Source organism: Halomonas sp. R57-5, from assembly GCF_900070345.1.
In the GTDB taxonomy this organism is placed as follows: Bacteria; Pseudomonadota; Gammaproteobacteria; order Pseudomonadales; family Halomonadaceae; genus Vreelandella; species Vreelandella ventosae_B.
The window spans coordinates 2,522,067-2,539,169 of record NZ_LN813019.1 but is presented as its reverse complement, the minus strand read 5'-3'; the positions used below and the strand labels follow the sequence as shown (position 1 = coordinate 2,539,169).

The 17,103-nt window shown below is 56.6% G+C and carries 16 protein-coding genes; 9 read left to right on the top strand and 7 right to left on the bottom strand.

Annotated elements, in window-relative coordinates:
* The first annotated feature begins 4 nt into the window (after positions 1-4).
* Both HALO_RS11660 and HALO_RS11655 read left to right on the top strand, forming a co-directional pair.
* The gene (locus HALO_RS11660) at positions 5-1,123 is read left to right on the top strand and encodes an acyl-CoA dehydrogenase family protein (protein WP_050713449.1); all 1,119 of its coding nucleotides are present in this window, start codon (positions 5-7) and stop codon (positions 1,121-1,123) included.
* A gap of 48 nt (positions 1,124-1,171) precedes the next feature.
* Entirely contained in the window at positions 1,172-1,951 is a 780-nt protein-coding gene (locus HALO_RS11655) for an enoyl-CoA hydratase/isomerase family protein (protein WP_035579467.1), read from the top strand.
* On the opposite strand, the gene HALO_RS11650 is transcribed toward HALO_RS11655, so the two are convergent.
* From HALO_RS11650 to HALO_RS11620, 7 genes are all read right to left on the bottom strand, one after another.
* Positions 1,933-2,892: an NAD(P)H-dependent flavin oxidoreductase gene (locus HALO_RS11650; protein WP_035579469.1), complete on the bottom strand. Its 960-nt coding sequence runs from the start codon at positions 2,890-2,892 to the stop codon at positions 1,933-1,935. The genes HALO_RS11655 and HALO_RS11650 overlap by 19 nt on opposite strands.
* Positions 2,893-3,096: 204 nt before the next feature.
* On the bottom strand, positions 3,097-4,023 hold the full coding sequence (locus HALO_RS11645) for an electron transfer flavoprotein subunit alpha/FixB family protein (RefSeq protein ID WP_035579472.1): 927 nt from the start codon (positions 4,021-4,023) through the stop codon (positions 3,097-3,099).
* 49 nt (positions 4,024-4,072) lie between these two features.
* Entirely contained in the window at positions 4,073-4,822 is a 750-nt protein-coding gene (locus HALO_RS11640; RefSeq protein WP_050713448.1) for an electron transfer flavoprotein subunit beta/FixA family protein, read from the bottom strand.
* A gap of 143 nt (positions 4,823-4,965) precedes the next feature.
* The gene (locus tag HALO_RS11635) at positions 4,966-6,354 is read right to left on the bottom strand and encodes a hypothetical protein (RefSeq protein WP_035579476.1); all 1,389 of its coding nucleotides are present in this window, start codon (positions 6,352-6,354) and stop codon (positions 4,966-4,968) included.
* Entirely contained in the window at positions 6,351-6,821 is a 471-nt protein-coding gene (locus HALO_RS11630) for a PaaI family thioesterase (protein WP_035579478.1), read from the bottom strand. The genes HALO_RS11635 and HALO_RS11630 overlap by 4 nt, the downstream gene beginning before the upstream one ends.
* Entirely contained in the window at positions 6,818-8,419 is a 1,602-nt protein-coding gene (locus tag HALO_RS11625; RefSeq protein ID WP_035579480.1) for a class I adenylate-forming enzyme family protein, read from the bottom strand. The genes HALO_RS11630 and HALO_RS11625 overlap by 4 nt, the downstream gene beginning before the upstream one ends.
* Positions 8,419-9,570 (bottom strand): acyl-CoA dehydrogenase family protein, encoded by a 1,152-nt coding sequence (locus HALO_RS11620; protein WP_035579482.1) that lies wholly within the window; start codon positions 9,568-9,570, stop codon positions 8,419-8,421. The genes HALO_RS11625 and HALO_RS11620 overlap by 1 nt, the downstream gene beginning before the upstream one ends.
* Positions 9,571-9,786: 216 nt before the next feature.
* Between HALO_RS11620 and HALO_RS11615 the strand changes: the two genes are divergently transcribed.
* From HALO_RS11615 to HALO_RS11585, 7 genes are all read left to right on the top strand, one after another.
* Positions 9,787-11,310: a 3-hydroxyacyl-CoA dehydrogenase gene (locus HALO_RS11615; RefSeq protein WP_035579484.1), complete on the top strand. Its 1,524-nt coding sequence runs from the start codon at positions 9,787-9,789 to the stop codon at positions 11,308-11,310.
* Between the two features lie 30 nt (positions 11,311-11,340).
* Positions 11,341-12,549: a 3-oxoadipyl-CoA thiolase gene (locus tag HALO_RS11610; RefSeq protein ID WP_035579486.1), complete on the top strand. Its 1,209-nt coding sequence runs from the start codon at positions 11,341-11,343 to the stop codon at positions 12,547-12,549.
* 103 nt (positions 12,550-12,652) lie between these two features.
* Complete coding sequence (locus HALO_RS11605) at positions 12,653-13,474, top strand: IclR family transcriptional regulator (protein WP_050713447.1); 822 nt, start codon at positions 12,653-12,655, stop codon at positions 13,472-13,474.
* Positions 13,475-13,567: 93 nt separating this feature from the next.
* A complete protein-coding gene (locus tag HALO_RS11600; protein ID WP_035579490.1) occupies positions 13,568-14,686 on the top strand; it encodes an MlaE family ABC transporter permease in 1,119 nt (372 codons plus the stop codon).
* On the top strand, positions 14,686-15,510 hold the full coding sequence (locus HALO_RS11595) for an ABC transporter ATP-binding protein (RefSeq protein WP_035583380.1): 825 nt from the start codon (positions 14,686-14,688) through the stop codon (positions 15,508-15,510). Before HALO_RS11600 ends, HALO_RS11595 begins: the two co-directional genes overlap by 1 nt.
* Before the next feature lie 6 nt (positions 15,511-15,516).
* A complete protein-coding gene (locus HALO_RS11590) occupies positions 15,517-16,458 on the top strand; it encodes an MlaD family protein (protein ID WP_035579493.1) in 942 nt (313 codons plus the stop codon).
* Complete coding sequence (locus HALO_RS11585; protein ID WP_050713446.1) at positions 16,455-17,099, top strand: ABC-type transport auxiliary lipoprotein family protein; 645 nt, start codon at positions 16,455-16,457, stop codon at positions 17,097-17,099. The genes HALO_RS11590 and HALO_RS11585 overlap by 4 nt, the downstream gene beginning before the upstream one ends.
* Positions 17,100-17,103 lie beyond the last annotated feature (4 nt).

Below are 17,103 nucleotides of genomic sequence, written 5' to 3'. Positions count from 1 at the left end.
CACCATGGATTTTGCTTTAACCGACGAGCAGCGCATGCTCGAAGAGACGCTCACCCGTTTGGTGGCCGACCAGGTTTCGCCCGAACAGCGCCGTACTATGCTTGCCGCTACTCCCAATGGTGCTTCTGCGCTATGGCGCACTTTTGCCGAGCTGGGCCTGCTGCATATGCCCTTTGGCGAAGACGTCGGCGGATTAGGCGGCGACGGCACCGACCTGATGATTATCATGCAGGCGCTGGGACGCGGCTTGGTGCCAGAAGCCTATCTGGCCGGTCTGGTGCTGCCAGGTCAACTGCTGGCGTTAACTGCCAATAGCGATCAGCAAACCCAGTGGCTAACCCCGCTGCTTGAAGGCGAACACCAGCTAGCCCTTGCATGGCAAGAGCACAACGCCCGTTACGACGCCTTGGCGATCGCTACCCAAGCGACCCAGCAAGATGGGCAATGGCAGTTAAGCGGCAGAAAAGATGTCGTCCTGAACCTTGAAGCAGCAGCGGCTAGTCTGGTTTCCGCTCGATTGGATAACGGCAAGCTAGGACTATTTATCGTCCCTGCGAATGCACCGGGCACATCGTCGCMCTTTTACCGCACTATCGACGACCAGCCCGCCGGTGATTTGACCCTGGACAGCGTCACGCTGCCGCCAGCCAACTGCCTGAGTGACGATGTCGGCGATGCGCTGGCCGAGGTTCTCGCCCTTGGTCGTGCCGCACTGTGTGCCCAAGCTATCGGTGCAATGGAAGAGGCCTGCGATCAGACCCTGGCCTACCTGAAAGAGCGCAAGCAGTTTGGCATGCCGCTATCTACCTTCCAGGCGCTTCAGCACCGCATGGTGGATATGCATCTGCACCTGGAACAGTCGCGCTCAATGGCGATTTTAGCTGCCACTAGCCTAACCCTGCCAGCCAGTGAGCGGGATTATAAAATTGCCGCGGCCAAGGCGTACTGCGGCGAATCGGCGCGTTTTATTGCCGAACAGGCGATCCAACTCCACGGCGGTATGGGGATGTCCGAAGAGTGTTATGTCGCCAGTTACGCCAAGCATCTGGTAATGTTCGATCACCATTTAGGCGACAGCGACTACCACCTTGAAACGGTCAGCGAACTATTAAAGGTTGCCTAACGATATTGCCTAACAATGTTGCCTTGAAAAGTTAAAGTGGAGCGCTATATGCCAGACCCTCTCAGCGAGTTAGTCACTGTCAGCGCTATTGATGATGGCATCGTCGAAGTAGCGATTGCGCGCCCAGAGGTACGTAATGCCCTCAATGAAGCCACCGCCTTGGCACTCAATGAGGCGCTAGCGGCAGTGGCAATTGATGAACAGGTTCGCTGCGTGATTCTGCGTGGGGAAGGCAGCGCGTTTTGCGCTGGCGCTGATCTGGCGGAGTTTGAGAAAGCCACGGCTGAGCCCGCCAGCGAGCGGCTGGAAACGCTCTTTCTACCCGCCCTGCGCAGTTTAATGACGATGGATAAGCCGGTGATAGCGGCCGTTAACGGAGCTGCTGCAGGTATAGGCGTTTCTTATGTGCTCGCCAGCGATATGGTGGTGATGGGCAGCTCTGCTTATCTCAAGCTTGCCTTTATCAATATTGGTTTGATTCCCGACGGGGGCGCCTGCTGGCATCTGGTACGCAAGCTTGGCCATGCTCAGGCGTTTGAAATGGCCGCCTTGGCAACCCCCATTGCGGGTGAGCGCTGCGTCGCACTCGGCTTGGCTAACCGCGTCGTCGAAGATAACCAGGTGCTAGCGGAGGCGCGTTCGTTGGCCCAAGCGCTGGTCGCGCAGTCGTCCCAGGCATTAAGCGCTACCAAATGCGCCCTGCGTGAAGCCGCACAACGCTCGCTGAATGACACGATGGCGTTGGAGGGCGAGTTACAGGATCAGTGCAAAGCCTCTGAAGATTTCCAGATACGCCTGGCGGCGTTTCGTCAAAGCCGGCGTAAATGATTCAGCGCTTGCTGGTAGTCCTGGCGCAGCGTGTCTATCTCTTCTGCCACGCTATTAAGTGTGGAAATACTGCCTACGCCCTGCCCCGCCCCCCAGATATCCCGCCACGCTTTGGCTTTGCTGCTACCCCCCGAGCCGTAGCGCATAGCACTTTTATCGCCTTCAGGCAGCGCATCCGGGTCCAATCCTGCCTGTTCAATACTCTGACGTAGATAGTTACCGTGCACCCCAGTAAACAGGTTGGTATAGACAATGTCCCCCGCGGCGGCGTCTAACACCATCTGCTTATAGGCGGCTTGAGCGTTTGCCTCTTGGGTGGCAATAAAGCGCGTGCCCATATACACCAAGTCAACGCCTAGCGCTTGAGCGGCAACGATCTGTTCGCCTTGGGTAATCGCCCCCGCCAGCACCAGCGGCCCGTCGTAGAAGCGCCGCACCTCGGCCACAAACGCAAAAGGGTTTAAGCGTCCGGCATGGCCGCCCGCACCGTGGCAGACCAGTATCAGCCCGTCGACCCCCGCCTCAATCGCTTTCTTGGCGTGCCGCAACGTGGTCACATCATGAAACACCAGCCCGCCATAGGCGTGCACCTTTTCCACCACTTGGTTAGGTGCGTGCAGACTAGTGATGACCAGCGGCACCTTGAACTCGGCACATAGCGCGACATCGTGCTCTAGGCGATCATTGGTGGGGTGCACGATTTGGTTCACCGCAAAGGGCGCTGAGGGTTGTTCGGGGTTCTGTTCGTCGTAGTCTGCCAGGTTTTGAGTGATCTGCTGTAGCCACTCACGTAATACGTCAGCAGGTCGGGCGTTGAGCGCGGGGAAAGCACCCAGAATGCCCGCTTGGCACTGGGCAATCACCAGTTCTGGCCCGGAGACGATAAACATGGGTGAACCGATCACCGGCAGGGTTAATGAAGCGGTTAGGCGCGTTAGCATGGGAAACTCGCTGGTTGTTATTGTGAGGCAATACTGCAAAAGGCCCCACTGGGCCTTTCAAGAAGATGTCACACTGCAATGGCATGGTCGGAACAACCCTACGCGGGGGCGCTGTGAACCCATCCATGGGCGCTACTTTCGCCACCCCTGGCGAAAGACCCCCGCTACGGGTTGTTCCGACCAATACGTGGATGCCAGAAGCATTTACAGCTTGCTCTCAAGCTCCGGCAGGATCTCAAACAGATCCCCCACTAGGCCGTAATCCGCCACCTGGAAAATAGGTGCTTCGTCGTCCTTGTTGATCGCGACGATCACCTTGGAATCCTTCATGCCCGCCAGGTGCTGGATGGCACCGGAGATACCCACGGCAATGTAGAGATCCGGGGCAACGATCTTACCGGTCTGGCCGACCTGCATATCGTTGGGTACAAAGCCTGCGTCTACCGCGGCACGGGAAGCGCCAATGGCCGCGCCTAGTTTGTCGGCAATGCCGTCAAGCAGCTTGAAGTTTTCGCCGTTGCCCATGCCGCGACCACCGGAGATCACCACCTTGGCACCGCCCAGCTCAGGCCGATCAGACTTCGCCAGCTCCTCTTTGACAAAGCTGGACTGGGTGTTTTCCACCACGGTGTCGACCGCTTCAATCGGTGCACTGCCGCTAGCGCCTACCGCGTCAAAGCCGGTGGTGCGGATGGTGATGACCTTCAGCGCGTCATCGCTTTTAACCGTGGCGATGGCGTTACCGGCATAGATCGGGCGCAGGAAGGTGTCGGCACTTTCTACACCAAGTACATCCGACAGTTGGCTGACGTCCTTTAGCGCCGCCAGGCGCGGCAGCACGTTTTTGCCAGTGGTGGAGGCGCTGGCAAGTACGTGGGTGTAATCACCTGCCAGTTCGACCAGTAGCGTACCCATGGGCTCGGCCAGCTGGTGGGCGTAAACGGCGTTATCGGCGACGCGCACTTTGCTCACGGCGTCGAGCTTGGCGGCAGACTCGGCCGCGGCTTGCACCCCTTCACCGGCAACGAGAACGTCGATATCGCCGCCGATGGCTTGGGCGGCCGCAATCACGTGAGCCGTCGCACCGGCCAGTTGGCCTTCGTGTAGATCAGCAAGTACCAGAATGCTCATGGAATCAGCTCCTCTTTAAAGCACCTTGTTCAAAGTAAAAGCACCTTGTTCAAAGTACTTTGGCTTCGTTTTTGAGTTTATCGATCAGTTCGTCTACCGAGGCGACTTTAACGCCACCCTTGCGCTCCGCTGGCGATTCGACTTTTAGCAGGCTCACCTTGGAGGCAACCTCGACACCGTAATCGGCGGGGGTTTTGACTTCCAGGGGCTTTTTCTTGGCCTTCATGATATCGGGGAGCTTAGCGTAGCGCGGCTCGTTGAGGCGCAGATCGGTGGTCACAATCGCCGGCAGCGTCAGGGCAATGGTTTGCAGACCGCCGTCGATTTCACGGGTCACATGCACCTTGTCACCGTCCACCGCCACTTCTGACGCAAACGTCCCCTGGGGCAGGCCGGTCAACGCGGCAAGCATTTGGCCGGTCTGGTTGTTGTCGGTGTCGATGGCCTGTTTGCCGAGAACCACTAAGCCCGGCTGCTCTTCCTCGACCACTTTAGCCAGTAGCTTGGCCACGGCCAGGGATTCGGCGCGCTCATCGGTTTCGATATGAATAGCACGATCCGCACCCAGCGCCAGTGCCGTACGCAGCTGCTCTTGGGCGGCTTTGGGGCCAACGGTGACGGCAACCACTTCGGTGGCCACACCCTTCTCTTTCAGGCGTACTGCTTCTTCCACAGCAATTTCGCAGAACGGGTTCATGGCCATTTTGACRTTGGTAAGGTCGACGTCCGAGTGATCCGCTTTAACGCGRATTTTGACGTTGTAGTCGATRACGCGTTTAACCGCGACGAGWAYTTTCATAAGGCGTGCTCCAGGCGATTAATAAATACTTCATGCGATTAATAAACATATAGTTTCGCATAGCAGAATATTATTTCACTTTATAACAAGAACAATAAAAAAACGCCGGACAAAGGTCAAGCGCTTCTTTATTGTGGCGCCCCTTAAAAAGGTGACCAGACAAACCACCCCGCTAACAGTGGAATCGAGGTTACCAGAAATCGGCCGTTCCAACGGTAGCCAATGCGCGTGGCGGGCACCCCGGTAAACCGCGATAAAATCAGCATGGATGCCGTCATCGGCGACGACATTAGCGCCAGCGCCCAACCTACCATGAGTGACGCGCCAATTAGCGGCGGCGTCAGGCCCTCAATAGCTAATTGAGGCAGTAAGCCCACCAATAGCGTCACCGTTACAATCGGATTAACGCCTATTTGGGCAAGCCCCACCACCATTAGCATAGCCAGCACGGCATTAAAGGCGCCCCACTGATTTAACACGGTTAATAGCGGTGCCAACTGTTGTGTATCCACTAGTCCAACGCATAAGTGGCCTAAATAGCCCGCTGCTCCCAACACCACGATTTCATTGGTACTGGGCGACAGCAACCAAGGTAGCTGACGATGCACCACCGTCATTGCCGCAGGTAGCCCGCCATAGCCGAGCCTGCGTCGCTGCCAGGCAAGCCATAGACATGCACCGGTAGGTGCGCCCAACAGCGCGGCAATAGGCAGCCGTAAATCAAGCAGCCAGGCAATAGAGAATACCAGCGCGACAATACCGACAAGCAACACGCTAAACTGCGCCAGCGGGCGTAAAGAAGGTGAAGTTGCCTGTGCTTTATTGGCAGGCGGATGCGGACCGGTTAAGTAATCCACTGCCCAACCCGCTAGAAAAATCAGTATTGCGGCGCCCAAAATATACGGCGCAAGCTCAAGCCAGGTGACTTGAGGAAGGCTCGACAGTACGACGGCGACGCCGATACCCATGGGCGAAATAAGTGGCGCCAGGGAGAACCCACGCAGCAGCGCCAGCATCATGCGCCGCTGTCGAGCTTCGCGAACCCAGGCGCGCCCTTGGGCGGCACCTAGCGTGTTGCTTTTTTCGATCATGGCGGCGAACAGATTAAGCACGCCAATATTAAGGATAATTCCAAACAGTGCCGAACCTAACGACAAAATGGGGTAACGGCGGCTGGGGGGGTGATGCAACATACTCTGACCGCATCGGCGCACCAAACGGGAACGATAGGCAGGTAAGCGCAGCATACTCAGCGCCACCACAAAGGTGGCAAAAAAAGCAAAACGCCCGCTGGCCTCAAACAGCAGTTGAGCGGGGTTTGGCGATCGCCACAACGCGACTAGCGTCAACACGCCCGCCACCAGCAGCAACCCTTTGGCCATACGGGTAAGCTGCCCCGCCAGCGTTGCTAAATAGAGCAGCAATGCGCCAATGCCAACGGCCTGCCAGAATAGGTTGCCGACCACCAGATGGTATAGCGTTGCCAGAGTGACTAGCAGCAGTAGCGAGACCCGCAGACGGGCTGGGCTCACTCAGCAGGCTCCCCGGGGTTGTTATCCGCAAAGCCCTCAGGCGATTCGCTACCCCTGCGACGCCGAAATGAACCTTCACCCATGGCCACTAAAGTGCCCTGTTCATCGACGATCTCGCCGCTGCTCATATAAGTTTTCTGACCGCCACCGCGCACACTGCCTGTTGCCCTTAGCACGCCCTGCCGAGCGGGTCCAACAAAGGTGGTAGTCAGTGATAGCGTCATTCCCCGGCGAATATTACCGGGTACGTCACAGTGCAGACCTGCCAAGCTCAGCGCACTATCCAGCATCGAGGCCAATACGCCACCGTGTACATTACCACTACGGTTTAGATGTTTGGGCTCGATAGTGAGTTCTACCACGGCGCGGTCTGGCTGCCACTCAACCACCTGCATGCCCAGCAGTTCGTGATAGCCCATCAGCGCTTGTTGAGACGTATCTGGCGTATGTATTTGCGAAGGGCTCATAACCCGCTCTCCTGCTGTGCTAAATCCCGCAACCGCCCTTTAAGAATTTTGCCGCTGGCGGTGGAAGGTAGCGTATCCATCAATACAATTTGAGTAGGCCGTTTGTAAGGCGCCAACCGCTCGGCGATAAACGCCTTGAGCTCCGCCATATCAACGTCAACGCCCGGCTCGCACTGCACAAAGGCCACGACTTCTTCGTTACCGGCGATCTGGCGCCCTACCACGGCAGTCAGTGTTACTGCCGGGTGCTCGTTGATCACCGCTTCCACGTCCGGTGGGTAGATATTGAAGCCCGAGCGGATAATCAGCTCTTTGCTACGCCCCACGATATACAGCTGGTCATCATGATCGAGCTTGGCAATGTCGCCGGTGTTGAGCCAACCCTCTTCGGTCAGAGTAGCGCGGGTGGCTTCCGGTTGGCGAAAGTAGCCTTTCATAATATTGGGGCCGCGCACCCACAGTTCACCCACTTCATCACCGGGCTGCTCGGCAGTGCCGCTATCGCTTAGCGGCTCCAGACGATACTCCAACAGGGGCAATACACGACCAACAGTGCTGTTGGTATGGCGATCATCAATACGGGTTTGACTGATGGTGGGGCTGGCCTCGGTTAATCCGTAGCCATTATGTAGCGTTAGGCCAAAGGCTGCCTCCACCCGCACTTTGGTGTCGCTATCCAGCGGCGAACCACCCGCAGACATGTAAATCAGCTCAGGCGCTTCAAGAGTGCGTTGCTCGCGTTTTAAAAACTCTAACGCCCGGGCATACATAGCAGGCACGCCCTGGAGCACGGTGATTCGCTCCTGCTTTAGTGTGTCCAGCATATGCGCTGCATCAAAACGCGGCACGGTATAGAGGCAGGCGCCGTTATACAGCGACCCCATACAGACCGATGAGAGACCGAACACGTGAGACATTGGCAGCACGCCATACACCCGTTGGCCTTCGCTTAAGTGACGCATACCGCCTGAGATTGAGGCGATATAGAGAATGCCACGATGAGTCAGCATGACGCCTTTAGGGGTGCCGGTCGTGCCCGAGGTGTAGATCATTGCGGCCACCTGATCGGCACCGCTAGCGCAAACCGGCTCGGGTTCGCTCTCGTAGAGAGAAGAAATCGCCAGCCCACCCAACTGAGGGTGCTGATAGCGGTCGGCGGCGTGGCGCTCGGCGTGCTGGCACGCCTCTGGCGACGCATCGCAGGTATAGAACACGCGCCGGGGCAAGCAGTTGCCCTGGATCAGGTCAACTTCCTGAGCTGAGAGGCGCGAATTCACAATCGCCACCCACACATCCATCTCGCTGGCGGCCAGCAATAGCACGACCAGGGCGCGGCAGTTTTCGCTCACCGTCATAATCCGGTCGCCTTGGCGAATATCCAACGCGCTTAACCAGTCGCAGGCGGCGTGTATTTCTTCACCCAGCTCTGCATAACTCCAACGCACACTGCCATCCACAATGGCGGGCTGACCACCCATACGTTTGGCATTTTCAAGCACGCGGGTGCTGAGCCGCTCGGGAAGCTCAGCCACTAGTTCGCTAGCGAGACGTCCAAAAATACTTTCATCCGGCGCTTGGTAAGGTACCGACAAAGCCATTAGGACGCCTCCCGCACCATATTCCGAGCAATCACGATCTGCTGAATTTGCGTAGTACCTTCGTAAATACGGAATAGCCGTACATCACGGTAGAAGCGCTCAACGGCGTACTCGGACATATAGCCAGCGCCGCCGTGCACCTGAACGGCGCGGTCGGCCACACGGCCTACCATTTCGGCGCAGAACAGTTTGCAGCAGGAGGCCAGTGTCGAAACATTTTCGCCGTCATCTTTGCGCCGTGCAGCGTCAATTACCATGGTTTTGCCTGCGTAGGCTTCGGTTTTGCTATCTGCCAGCATGGCTTGAATCAACTGGTGCTCGGCAAGGGCAGCACCAAACTGCTTACGCTCCATGGTGTAGCGTAAAGACTCTTCCACTAAGCGTTCAGCCACACCGACACAGACTGCAGAAATGTGCAGCCGTCCGCGGTCCAGTACTTTCATGGCCGTTTTAAAACCTTGCCCCTCTTTACCGCCAATAATGTTTTCGGCGGGGACCCGGCAGTTATCAAAAATAATATCGCAGGTGTGAGCCCCCTTTTGTCCCATCTTGCTATCCGCCGCGCCGCGCACTAAGCCAGGTGTGTCGCCTTCAACAATAAACGCAGAAATACCGCCCGCGCCTTTATTCTCCGGGTTGGTGCGTGCCATCACAGTGAACAGGTCAGCTTCGGGACCATTGGTGATATAGCGCTTGGTGCCGTTCAAGATGTAGTGGTCGCCGTCGCGCACCGCGGTCGTCCGCAGGCTGGCCGCGTCGGAGCCTGAATCCGGCTCGGTCAAACAGAACGAGCTAAGAATCTCCCCCGTTGCCAAACGCGGCACATACTTGGCTTTCTGCTCGTCGGTGCCATCAATCAAAATGCCCTGAGCACCAATGCCGTTGTTAGTACCAAACACCGAGCGGAAGGCGGGCGACGTTTTACCTATCTCCATCGCCACCAACGCTTCTTCTTCCATGGTCAGCCCCAGGCCGCCGTACCCTTCTGGAATCGAAAGCCCAAACAGCCCCATCTCTTTCATTTCAGCAAGGATTTCCGGCGGTACCGCGTCCTCCTCTGCCAGTCTCGCCTCATTGGGAATTAGGCGTTCACGGACAAAACGGGCGATGGTATCGACAAGCTGGTTAATCAGTTCGGGATCGCGAATCATGACGGCTCCTGGTGGCAACGGGTTTTATAGTTAGCGTTATCATTAGAAGTAGCGCTGAGCATGGACAATGCGCATATTTTGCATAGCAAAACTATTGTTCACTATTCTTGTCAGGCACTTTTGCATAGCCTAGGATGGCAGTCAATAATTGAAACACAGTTCTGCAATGCAGAATCAAAATCTATAAAGCACTCACTTGCAGCGAGGATTTGGCGTATGGCTAGCGAATCAACACCTTCCCCCTTCACCACGCTTGGCATTGTCGGCACTGGCGCCATGGGCCGTGGAATCGCTCAACTGGCGGCCCAAGCAGGCCTAAAGGTCATACTGTTCGATGTTAAGGAGGGTGCTGTAAAAGAAGCCAAAACGTTTATTAACGGCCTATGGGAGAGAAGTGCTGATAAGCAGCGCATCACTAAAGAGCAGGCGCAGCATTATAGTGAGCAGTTGACAGAGGCAAGCGAACTCGCCGCGCTGGCCCCCTGCGATATCGTCGTAGAAGCCATTGTCGAGAAGCTTGAGGCCAAGCAGGGTCTGTTCAGTGATTTAGAAACGATTGTCAGCCAGCAGGCCGTGCTAGCGACCAATACCTCTTCACTATCCGTCACCGCCATTGCCGCTACCTGCCAACACCCTGAGCGAGTGATTGGTTTCCACTTCTTTAATCCCGTCCCACTGATGAAGATTGCCGAGGTCATTCCTGGTTTACGCACCGCCGATGAGGTCACCCAGCGGTTGAATGCTCTGGGCAAAGCCATGGGCCACTTTACTGCCCAGGCTACCGATACGCCTGGCTTTCTAGTCAACCACGCCGGGCGCGCCTTCGGCACCGAAGCGCTGCGTATTCTAGGCGAAAGCGTTACCGACCCAGCCACCATTGATCGCATTATGGTTGATCAGGGTGGTTTCCGAATGGGGCCGTTTACGTTGCTGGATCTTACCGGGCTGGATGTCTCCCACGCGGTGATGGAATCGGTGTATCACCAGTATTATGAGGAAGCGCGCTTCCGACCTTCACCGCTAACGCGGCAGCGCCTGGCTGCAGGCTTGCTGGGGCGTAAAACCGGCGAAGGCTTTTACCGCTATGTGGAAGGCAAGCAACAAATGGCGGATGAGCCCGCTATCGCGGCGGTGTCTCCTTGCCCGGTGTGGATCAGTCAAGACGACCCCGAATCCGCCGCAGCGCTCGCTGAATTGGTCAACACGGCGGGCTGGCCATTAGAGACCGGCCCACAGCCCACTGAGCAAGCGCTCTGCCTGCTGACGCCTTTTGGTGAAGACGCTACTAGCTGTGCGCTGCGCCAAGGGCTGGACGCCAAACAGTGCGTGGCGGTGGATATGCTCGCGGGGCTAGATAAACGCCGCAGCATGATGACCACACCGATAACTCAGCACACCTTCATTCAAGCAGCGCAAAGCCTACTCAACCACGACGGCACCCCGGTGAGCACGCTTCAAGACAGTAACGGCTTTGTACTTCAACGCGTTGTTGCCTGCATCGTTAACGTTGGTGCCGAGATTGCCCAGCAAAGCGTCGCGGAACCCGCCACTATCGACCGCGCAGTTGAGCTGGGTTTGGGCTACCCCTTGGGCCCGCTACGTATGGGTGACCATTACGGCGCCACGCGCATTATGACGATACTCAATAACCTGCTCGAGGCCACCGGTGACCCACGCTATCGCCCTAGCCCATGGCTGCGCCGTCGTGCCGCTCTGCAAATGTCGCTAACGACTGCTTAACAACAACTTAACAACAACAGGAAAACCATCATGCAAGACGCCTATATTTACGACGGTTTACGCACCCCTTTTGGCCGCCACGGTGGCAGCTTGGCGGCTATTCGCCCCGATGAACTGCTGGGGCTGACGCTGAAAGCGCTGGTAGCCCGCAACCCCTTTGCGCCGGAAAGCTATGAAGAGGTGTTGGCAGGCTGCACCAACCAGGCAGGTGAAGACTCCCGTAACGTGGCCCGCCACGGTGCACTGTTGGCAGGCCTGCCTATTGAAGTGGCGGGCCAAACCGTCAACCGGCTTTGTGGTAGTGGCTTGGCGGCGATGATGGATGCTGCCCGGGCAGCTCGACTGGGTGAAGGCGAGCTGTTTTTGACCGGKGGCGTTGAGTCCATGTCCCGCGCACCTTATGTATTGGGTAAAGCAGACTCCCCTTTTGCCCGCAACCAGCCGATGTTCGACACGGTGATAGGTTCACGCTTCCCCAACCCCTGGATTGCCAAAGAGTACGGCAGCCACAGCATGCCGGAAACCGCCGATAACATTGCCCATGATCTCAACATTGGCCGCGATGCCAGCGATGCGTTTGCCGCCCGCTCCCAGGCGCGCTACGCCCAGTCACTGGCAGCCGGCTTCTACGACGGCGAAATGTTGGGTGTTGAGGTTCCTCAAGGGCGCAAACAGCCCCCCCTGCTGGTAGATAAAGACGAGCATCCACGTCCGCAAAGCACGGAAGATAAATTGGCCAAGTTAGCCGCACTGTTTGAGGGCGGCGTGGTGACCGCAGGCAACGCCTCAGGCCTTAACGATGGCGCCGCCGCCCTGATTGTGGGCACCCAGGCTGCCGGTGAGCGTGTAGGCTTAACCCCACGCGCGCGCATTGTTGCCAGCGCCGTTGCCGGTGTTGCGCCGCGAGTGATGGGCTTGGGCCCCGTTCCCGCTTCGCAAAAAGCCCTTGCCCGCGCAGGGCTGACCCTTGAGCAAATCGACGTGATTGAAATTAACGAAGCCTTTGCCGTTCAGGTACTCGGCTGCGTTCAGCAGTTGGGGCTTTCCTGTGACGACACGCGCTTAAATGCCAACGGCGGCGCAATTGCTATCGGGCACCCGCTGGGTGCCTCTGGCGCGCGCTTGGCATTGACGGCCTTACGTCAGTTAGAAGCCACTGGCGGACGCTACGCGCTGGTCACCATGTGCATCGGTGTCGGCCAGGGCATCGCCACGATTATTGAGCGTCTGGATGGGTGAGATAGTTTTATAACCAACGCCTTTTCGTTGATGGGCATAACAGCTGCGTCTAAGTAGATATGCAATACTGGGCGCCATAAGCCACCTATTGTTGGGATMCTCAATGCACCCCACCGACACTGATGCTGACGACCCGCAGCTGCCAGGAAAAGATCGTAATTTTGTGACCGCGCTAGCGCGCGGTTTAGAGCTACTGCGCGCCTTTGGCACGGGTGAAGAGTATTTAGGCAACGCCGAACTCTCCAACCGTACCAATATTCCCCGCCCGACGGTGTCACGGTTAACCTACACCCTGACCCAGCTTGGCTATTTGCAGCACAACACGCATTTAGAGAAGTATCGCCTCGGCCCCGGCGTTTTGGCGCTGGGGTATCGCTTTCTCGCCAATATGGGCATTCGTGAAATTGCCCGCCCACATCTACAGAAATTCGCCGATGCCACGGACTGCAACGTTAGCCTGGGCGGCGCTGATCGCAGCGATATGGTCTATCTGGAAACCTGCCACGGCCATGGCCCCCTCATCATTCGCCTGGATACCGGTTCACGACTGCCGATCGTCACCTCCGCCATTGGTCGCGCTTGGCTCTGCGGCTTATCCGACGAACGCCGTCAGCAGGTGCTTCAAGAGTTGGCAAGCGAATACGGTGACGMCTGGCCGCAGCATGAAGCGGGCATTCAACAGAGCCTTAAAGACTATGCGCAGTATGGCTTTTGTCTTTCAGAACAGGATTGGCAGCGCGATATTAGCGCGGTAGCCATGCCGCTGATCCTCGAAGATGGCGCAGAGGTCATGGCAATCAACTGCGGTGGCTCCAGCCTGCGCTTGGACCATGACCGCTTGGTCAACAATCTAGGCCCAAGGCTCAAAGAAGTCGCTAACCAGATAAAGCAAGAATTGGCGCCAAGGAACCCTTCTGCTCGATAACTTAGACCTAGGAAGACTTTAACTAACACTCGTTTGAATGCATCATAGCCTGCTAAACAAGCGCATCGATACCCAGAGCGCCAAGGAGCTAGGATGCCAAGCGAGTGGATTGCGCGTCATGATCAAACGTTAGCGCTACAAGGTGAGTGGACGCTTGCCCATTACCGCGATATTAAATCAGCGCTTACCCAGAGTGATGTTGGCCAGGCAACACATGAAACTGTTTCCTTAGACGCGATTACTCGGCTAGATACAGCGGGTGCGGTACTGATTATTGAGCTGATTGGTGTTGAAAAAGCCATATCAGTCACCGAATGGGCAAGCGAACTGCCGAAGGAGCAGCAGGCGTTGCTGATCCGCATTGCCGAGGCCATGAACGCGCCGCTCAACGTTGATAAACCTTCCCACTCACGGATTAATCAAGCACTTGCCAGCATTGGTCAGCAAATGGTGGGGCTGTGGTCTCAACAGCGCCAGCTGCTTGCGTTTATTGGCCTGGTCATTGCCACCCTTTTCCATCTGGCATTACGGCCGCGCCGCTGGCGCTTAACGGCCACCGTCGCCCACATTCAGCAGAGCGGCCTTAATGCGGTGCCTATCGTCGCCCTACTCACCTTTATGGTGGGTGCTGTCGTCGCCTTCCTTGGGGCCACTGTTTTGCAGGACTTTGGCGCGACGATTTATACCATTGATCTTGTGGCGTTCTCGTTCTTACGCGAGTTCGGTGTTCTGCTGGCCGCGATTCTATTAGCAGGGCGCACCGCCAGCGCCTTTACCGCCCAAATTGGCGCCATGAAATCCAACGAAGAGATCGATGCCCTGCAAGCCCAAGGGCTAGACCCGATCGAGCTATTGGTGCTGCCTCGGGTAATGGCGATGTTAATTAGCCTGCCCATGCTCGCCTTTGTGGGTATGCTCAGCGGCTTAGCCGGTGGCGCTATGGTCACCTCCCTGTCACTGGATATTTCACTCACCCAGTTTATGGCCACGCTGCAAAAAGACGTGTCGGTGATGCACTTTTTGGTAGGGCTTAGCAAAGCACCGGTATTTGCCTTTGTGATCGCCGTTATCGGCTGCCTTGAAGGCTTTAAGGTCAGCGGTAGCGCACAATCTGTGGGCGAACACACCACCTCAAGCGTGGTTCAGTCGATTTTTATGGTGATTCTGATTGATGCCGTCGCCGCGCTGTTCTTTATGGAGATGGGCTGGTGATAGATTCAGCTAAATCGACAGAACAATCCGATCAACCGGTAATTCAGGTAAAGGGATTAGTTAACCGTTTCGGCGCCCATGTAGTTCATGAAAACCTGGATTTAACCCTTAAGCGCGGAGAAATTCTTGGCGTTGTGGGCGGTTCAGGTACCGGTAAATCAGTGCTTTTGCGTAGTATCGTTGGTTTGAAACGCCCCAATGGCGGCACGGTTGAAGTGCTTGGCAATACGCTTAACGAGCTAGACGACCAACAGCGCAGCCAAATAGAGCGGCGCTTTGGCGTGCTGTTTCAGCGCGGAGCCCTGTTTAGTTCGCTGAACCTGCAAGAGAATATTGCGCTAACGCTGATTGAGCATGCCAAGCTACCCCGTGAAGATGCCGAACATCTTGCCAGAGTAAAGCTCTCGCTGGTCGGTTTACCGCCCCAGGCTGCGCTTCAGTTCCCTGAATCGCTGTCTGGCGGCATGGTGAAGCGCGCGGCGCTGGCCCGGGCTTTAGCACTGGACCCCGACATTCTATTTCTTGATGAACCGACGGCAGGGCTTGACCCTATTGGCGCGGCGGCTTTTGACCAGTTGCTGGTCACCCTTCGCAATGCTTTAGGATTCAGTGTTTTTCTGGTCACCCATGACCTGGATACGCTTTACGCCGCCTGTGATCGGGTCGCCGTGCTCTCGCAGAAACGCGTGTTGGTGGTGGATACCATCGACAAGGTCGCGGAGACCGACGATGAATGGGTTCAAGATTACTTTCATGGGCCGCGTGGTCGAGCCGCGCAACGTGCTCATACTGCCTCTTCAACGAATGCTTACACACAGGAGTGAGGGWAGATGGAAACCCGCGCGCATCACGTGTTAATCGGTTTATTCACGCTGGGCACCGCCGCCGCGGCGCTGCTGTTTGCGCTATGGATGAGCTATGCAGCAGGCGAACGTAGCTATCAGCCTTACCGTATTCTATTTGAGCGCAGCGTGAGCGGTTTATCAGTCGGCAGTCGTGTGCAATATAACGGTATTGAGGTAGGTGACGTCACCGAGCTTAACCTCAATCCTGACGATCCTCGGCAAGTGATTGCCCATATCCGCGTTTACGATGACGCGCCGATCAAGACAGACACCCGGGCAAAGCTCGCCTTTGCCAGCATCACCGGCAGCATGTCTGTTCAGCTCCATGGCGGCACCCCTGAAGCCCCACTGCTAATTGACCAAACCAATATCGAAGCACCGTTTATAAACGCAGACCCTTCGCCCATCGCTACGCTGTTTGATGAGGGCGAAGATATGATCGAAAACATCAATTCAATCCTGCAAAACGTCAACGAACTGTTTGACGATAACAACCGTGAGCAGGCAGGCAGTATTTTAACCAATATTGCTCAGATCACCGAAATGATTGCCACCCAGCAGGACGCTCTAGACCAAAACATGGCACTTTTCGGCGAGGCGACCCGTCAAGCTACGACCACACTCAGCAGCATTGATGCACTTAGCCAGGAAGCAACCCAGTTGCTGCGTCAGGATGGCCGCCTGGTGATGGAGAGCGCTGCCGATGCAAGCCGCGATGTGGCACGTGCGGCACAGCGCATCGAGCAGTTAGTGGAGACTAACGCTGGGGCCATCGAAGGTAGCTTACAGGGTGCGCAAGATATTGCCCCGGCGCTCTCTTCGCTGCGCTCCACGCTCGCTACGCTAGATCGTATTACCCGCCAGCTAGAGGAGAGCCCAACGGACTTTTTCCTCGGCCGTGATCAGGTAGAGGAGTTCCGCCCATGAAGTTACGCCCCGCTGCTTTCGTTTCTGTTGTCTGCGTTTCTGCCGTACTGCTAATGAGTAGTGGCTGTTCAATATTGCCCGAAAGTGAGCCAGCGACGCTGTATCGTTTGCCCAGTGCCGATATACAGCCCGTTACCCCCTCATCCAATTCGCTGACGACTAGACAACGTCTCGCGGKGGCTGCCCCACAAGCGGGCCATTTACTCAGCAGCAACCGCATTGTGGTCTACCCAGAGGGCAATACCGTTAATGTGTATGAAGGCGCCCGCTGGCAGGAGAATGCCCCAGACTTACTCCAGACGCGCTTGATCGCAGGGTTACAGCAGAGTCGCCTCTTTGCCAGTGTGGGAAGCGACAGCCTGCCTTCCGAGCTTCTGCTACTCAGCGAACTACGCCACTTCCAGAGCGATTATGTGACCCAGCCGCCCACGGTGAAAGTACAGCTCGATGTACAGCTCGTCAGCGCTCAAAACCGCACGTCTATTGCCACTCAGAGCTTCACCACCAGCGCTCAAGCGAGCAGCGTCGCTATTGCCAACGTGGTGGATGCGTTTGGCAGCGCCAGCGACGAGCTCACTGAACAGCTGACAGCGTGGTTGGCGGATCAGACGGATGCAATGAACAGCTCAGAGCAGAAATAGAGGG

Excerpts from the sequence above, each read along its gene's own strand:
- HALO_RS11620 (WP_035579482.1), bottom strand. The coding sequence starts at position 9,570 with ATGATTCGCGATCCCGAACTGATTAACCAGCTTGTCGATACCATCGCC.
- HALO_RS11655 (WP_035579467.1), top strand. The coding sequence starts at position 1,172 with ATGCCAGACCCTCTCAGCGAGTTAGTCACTGTCAGCGCTATTGATGAT.
- HALO_RS11630 (WP_035579478.1), bottom strand. The coding sequence starts at position 6,821 with ATGAGCCCTTCGCAAATACATACGCCAGATACGTCTCAACAAGCGCTG.
- HALO_RS11650 (WP_035579469.1), bottom strand. The coding sequence starts at position 2,892 with ATGCTAACGCGCCTAACCGCTTCATTAACCCTGCCGGTGATCGGTTCA.
- HALO_RS11645 (WP_035579472.1), bottom strand. The coding sequence starts at position 4,023 with ATGAGCATTCTGGTACTTGCTGATCTACACGAAGGCCAACTGGCCGGT.
- HALO_RS11625 (WP_035579480.1), bottom strand. The coding sequence starts at position 8,419 with ATGGCTTTGTCGGTACCTTACCAAGCGCCGGATGAAAGTATTTTTGGA.
- HALO_RS11600 (WP_035579490.1), top strand. The coding sequence starts at position 13,568 with ATGCCAAGCGAGTGGATTGCGCGTCATGATCAAACGTTAGCGCTACAA.
- HALO_RS11615 (WP_035579484.1), top strand. The coding sequence starts at position 9,787 with ATGGCTAGCGAATCAACACCTTCCCCCTTCACCACGCTTGGCATTGTC.
- HALO_RS11590 (WP_035579493.1), top strand. The coding sequence starts at position 15,517 with ATGGAAACCCGCGCGCATCACGTGTTAATCGGTTTATTCACGCTGGGC.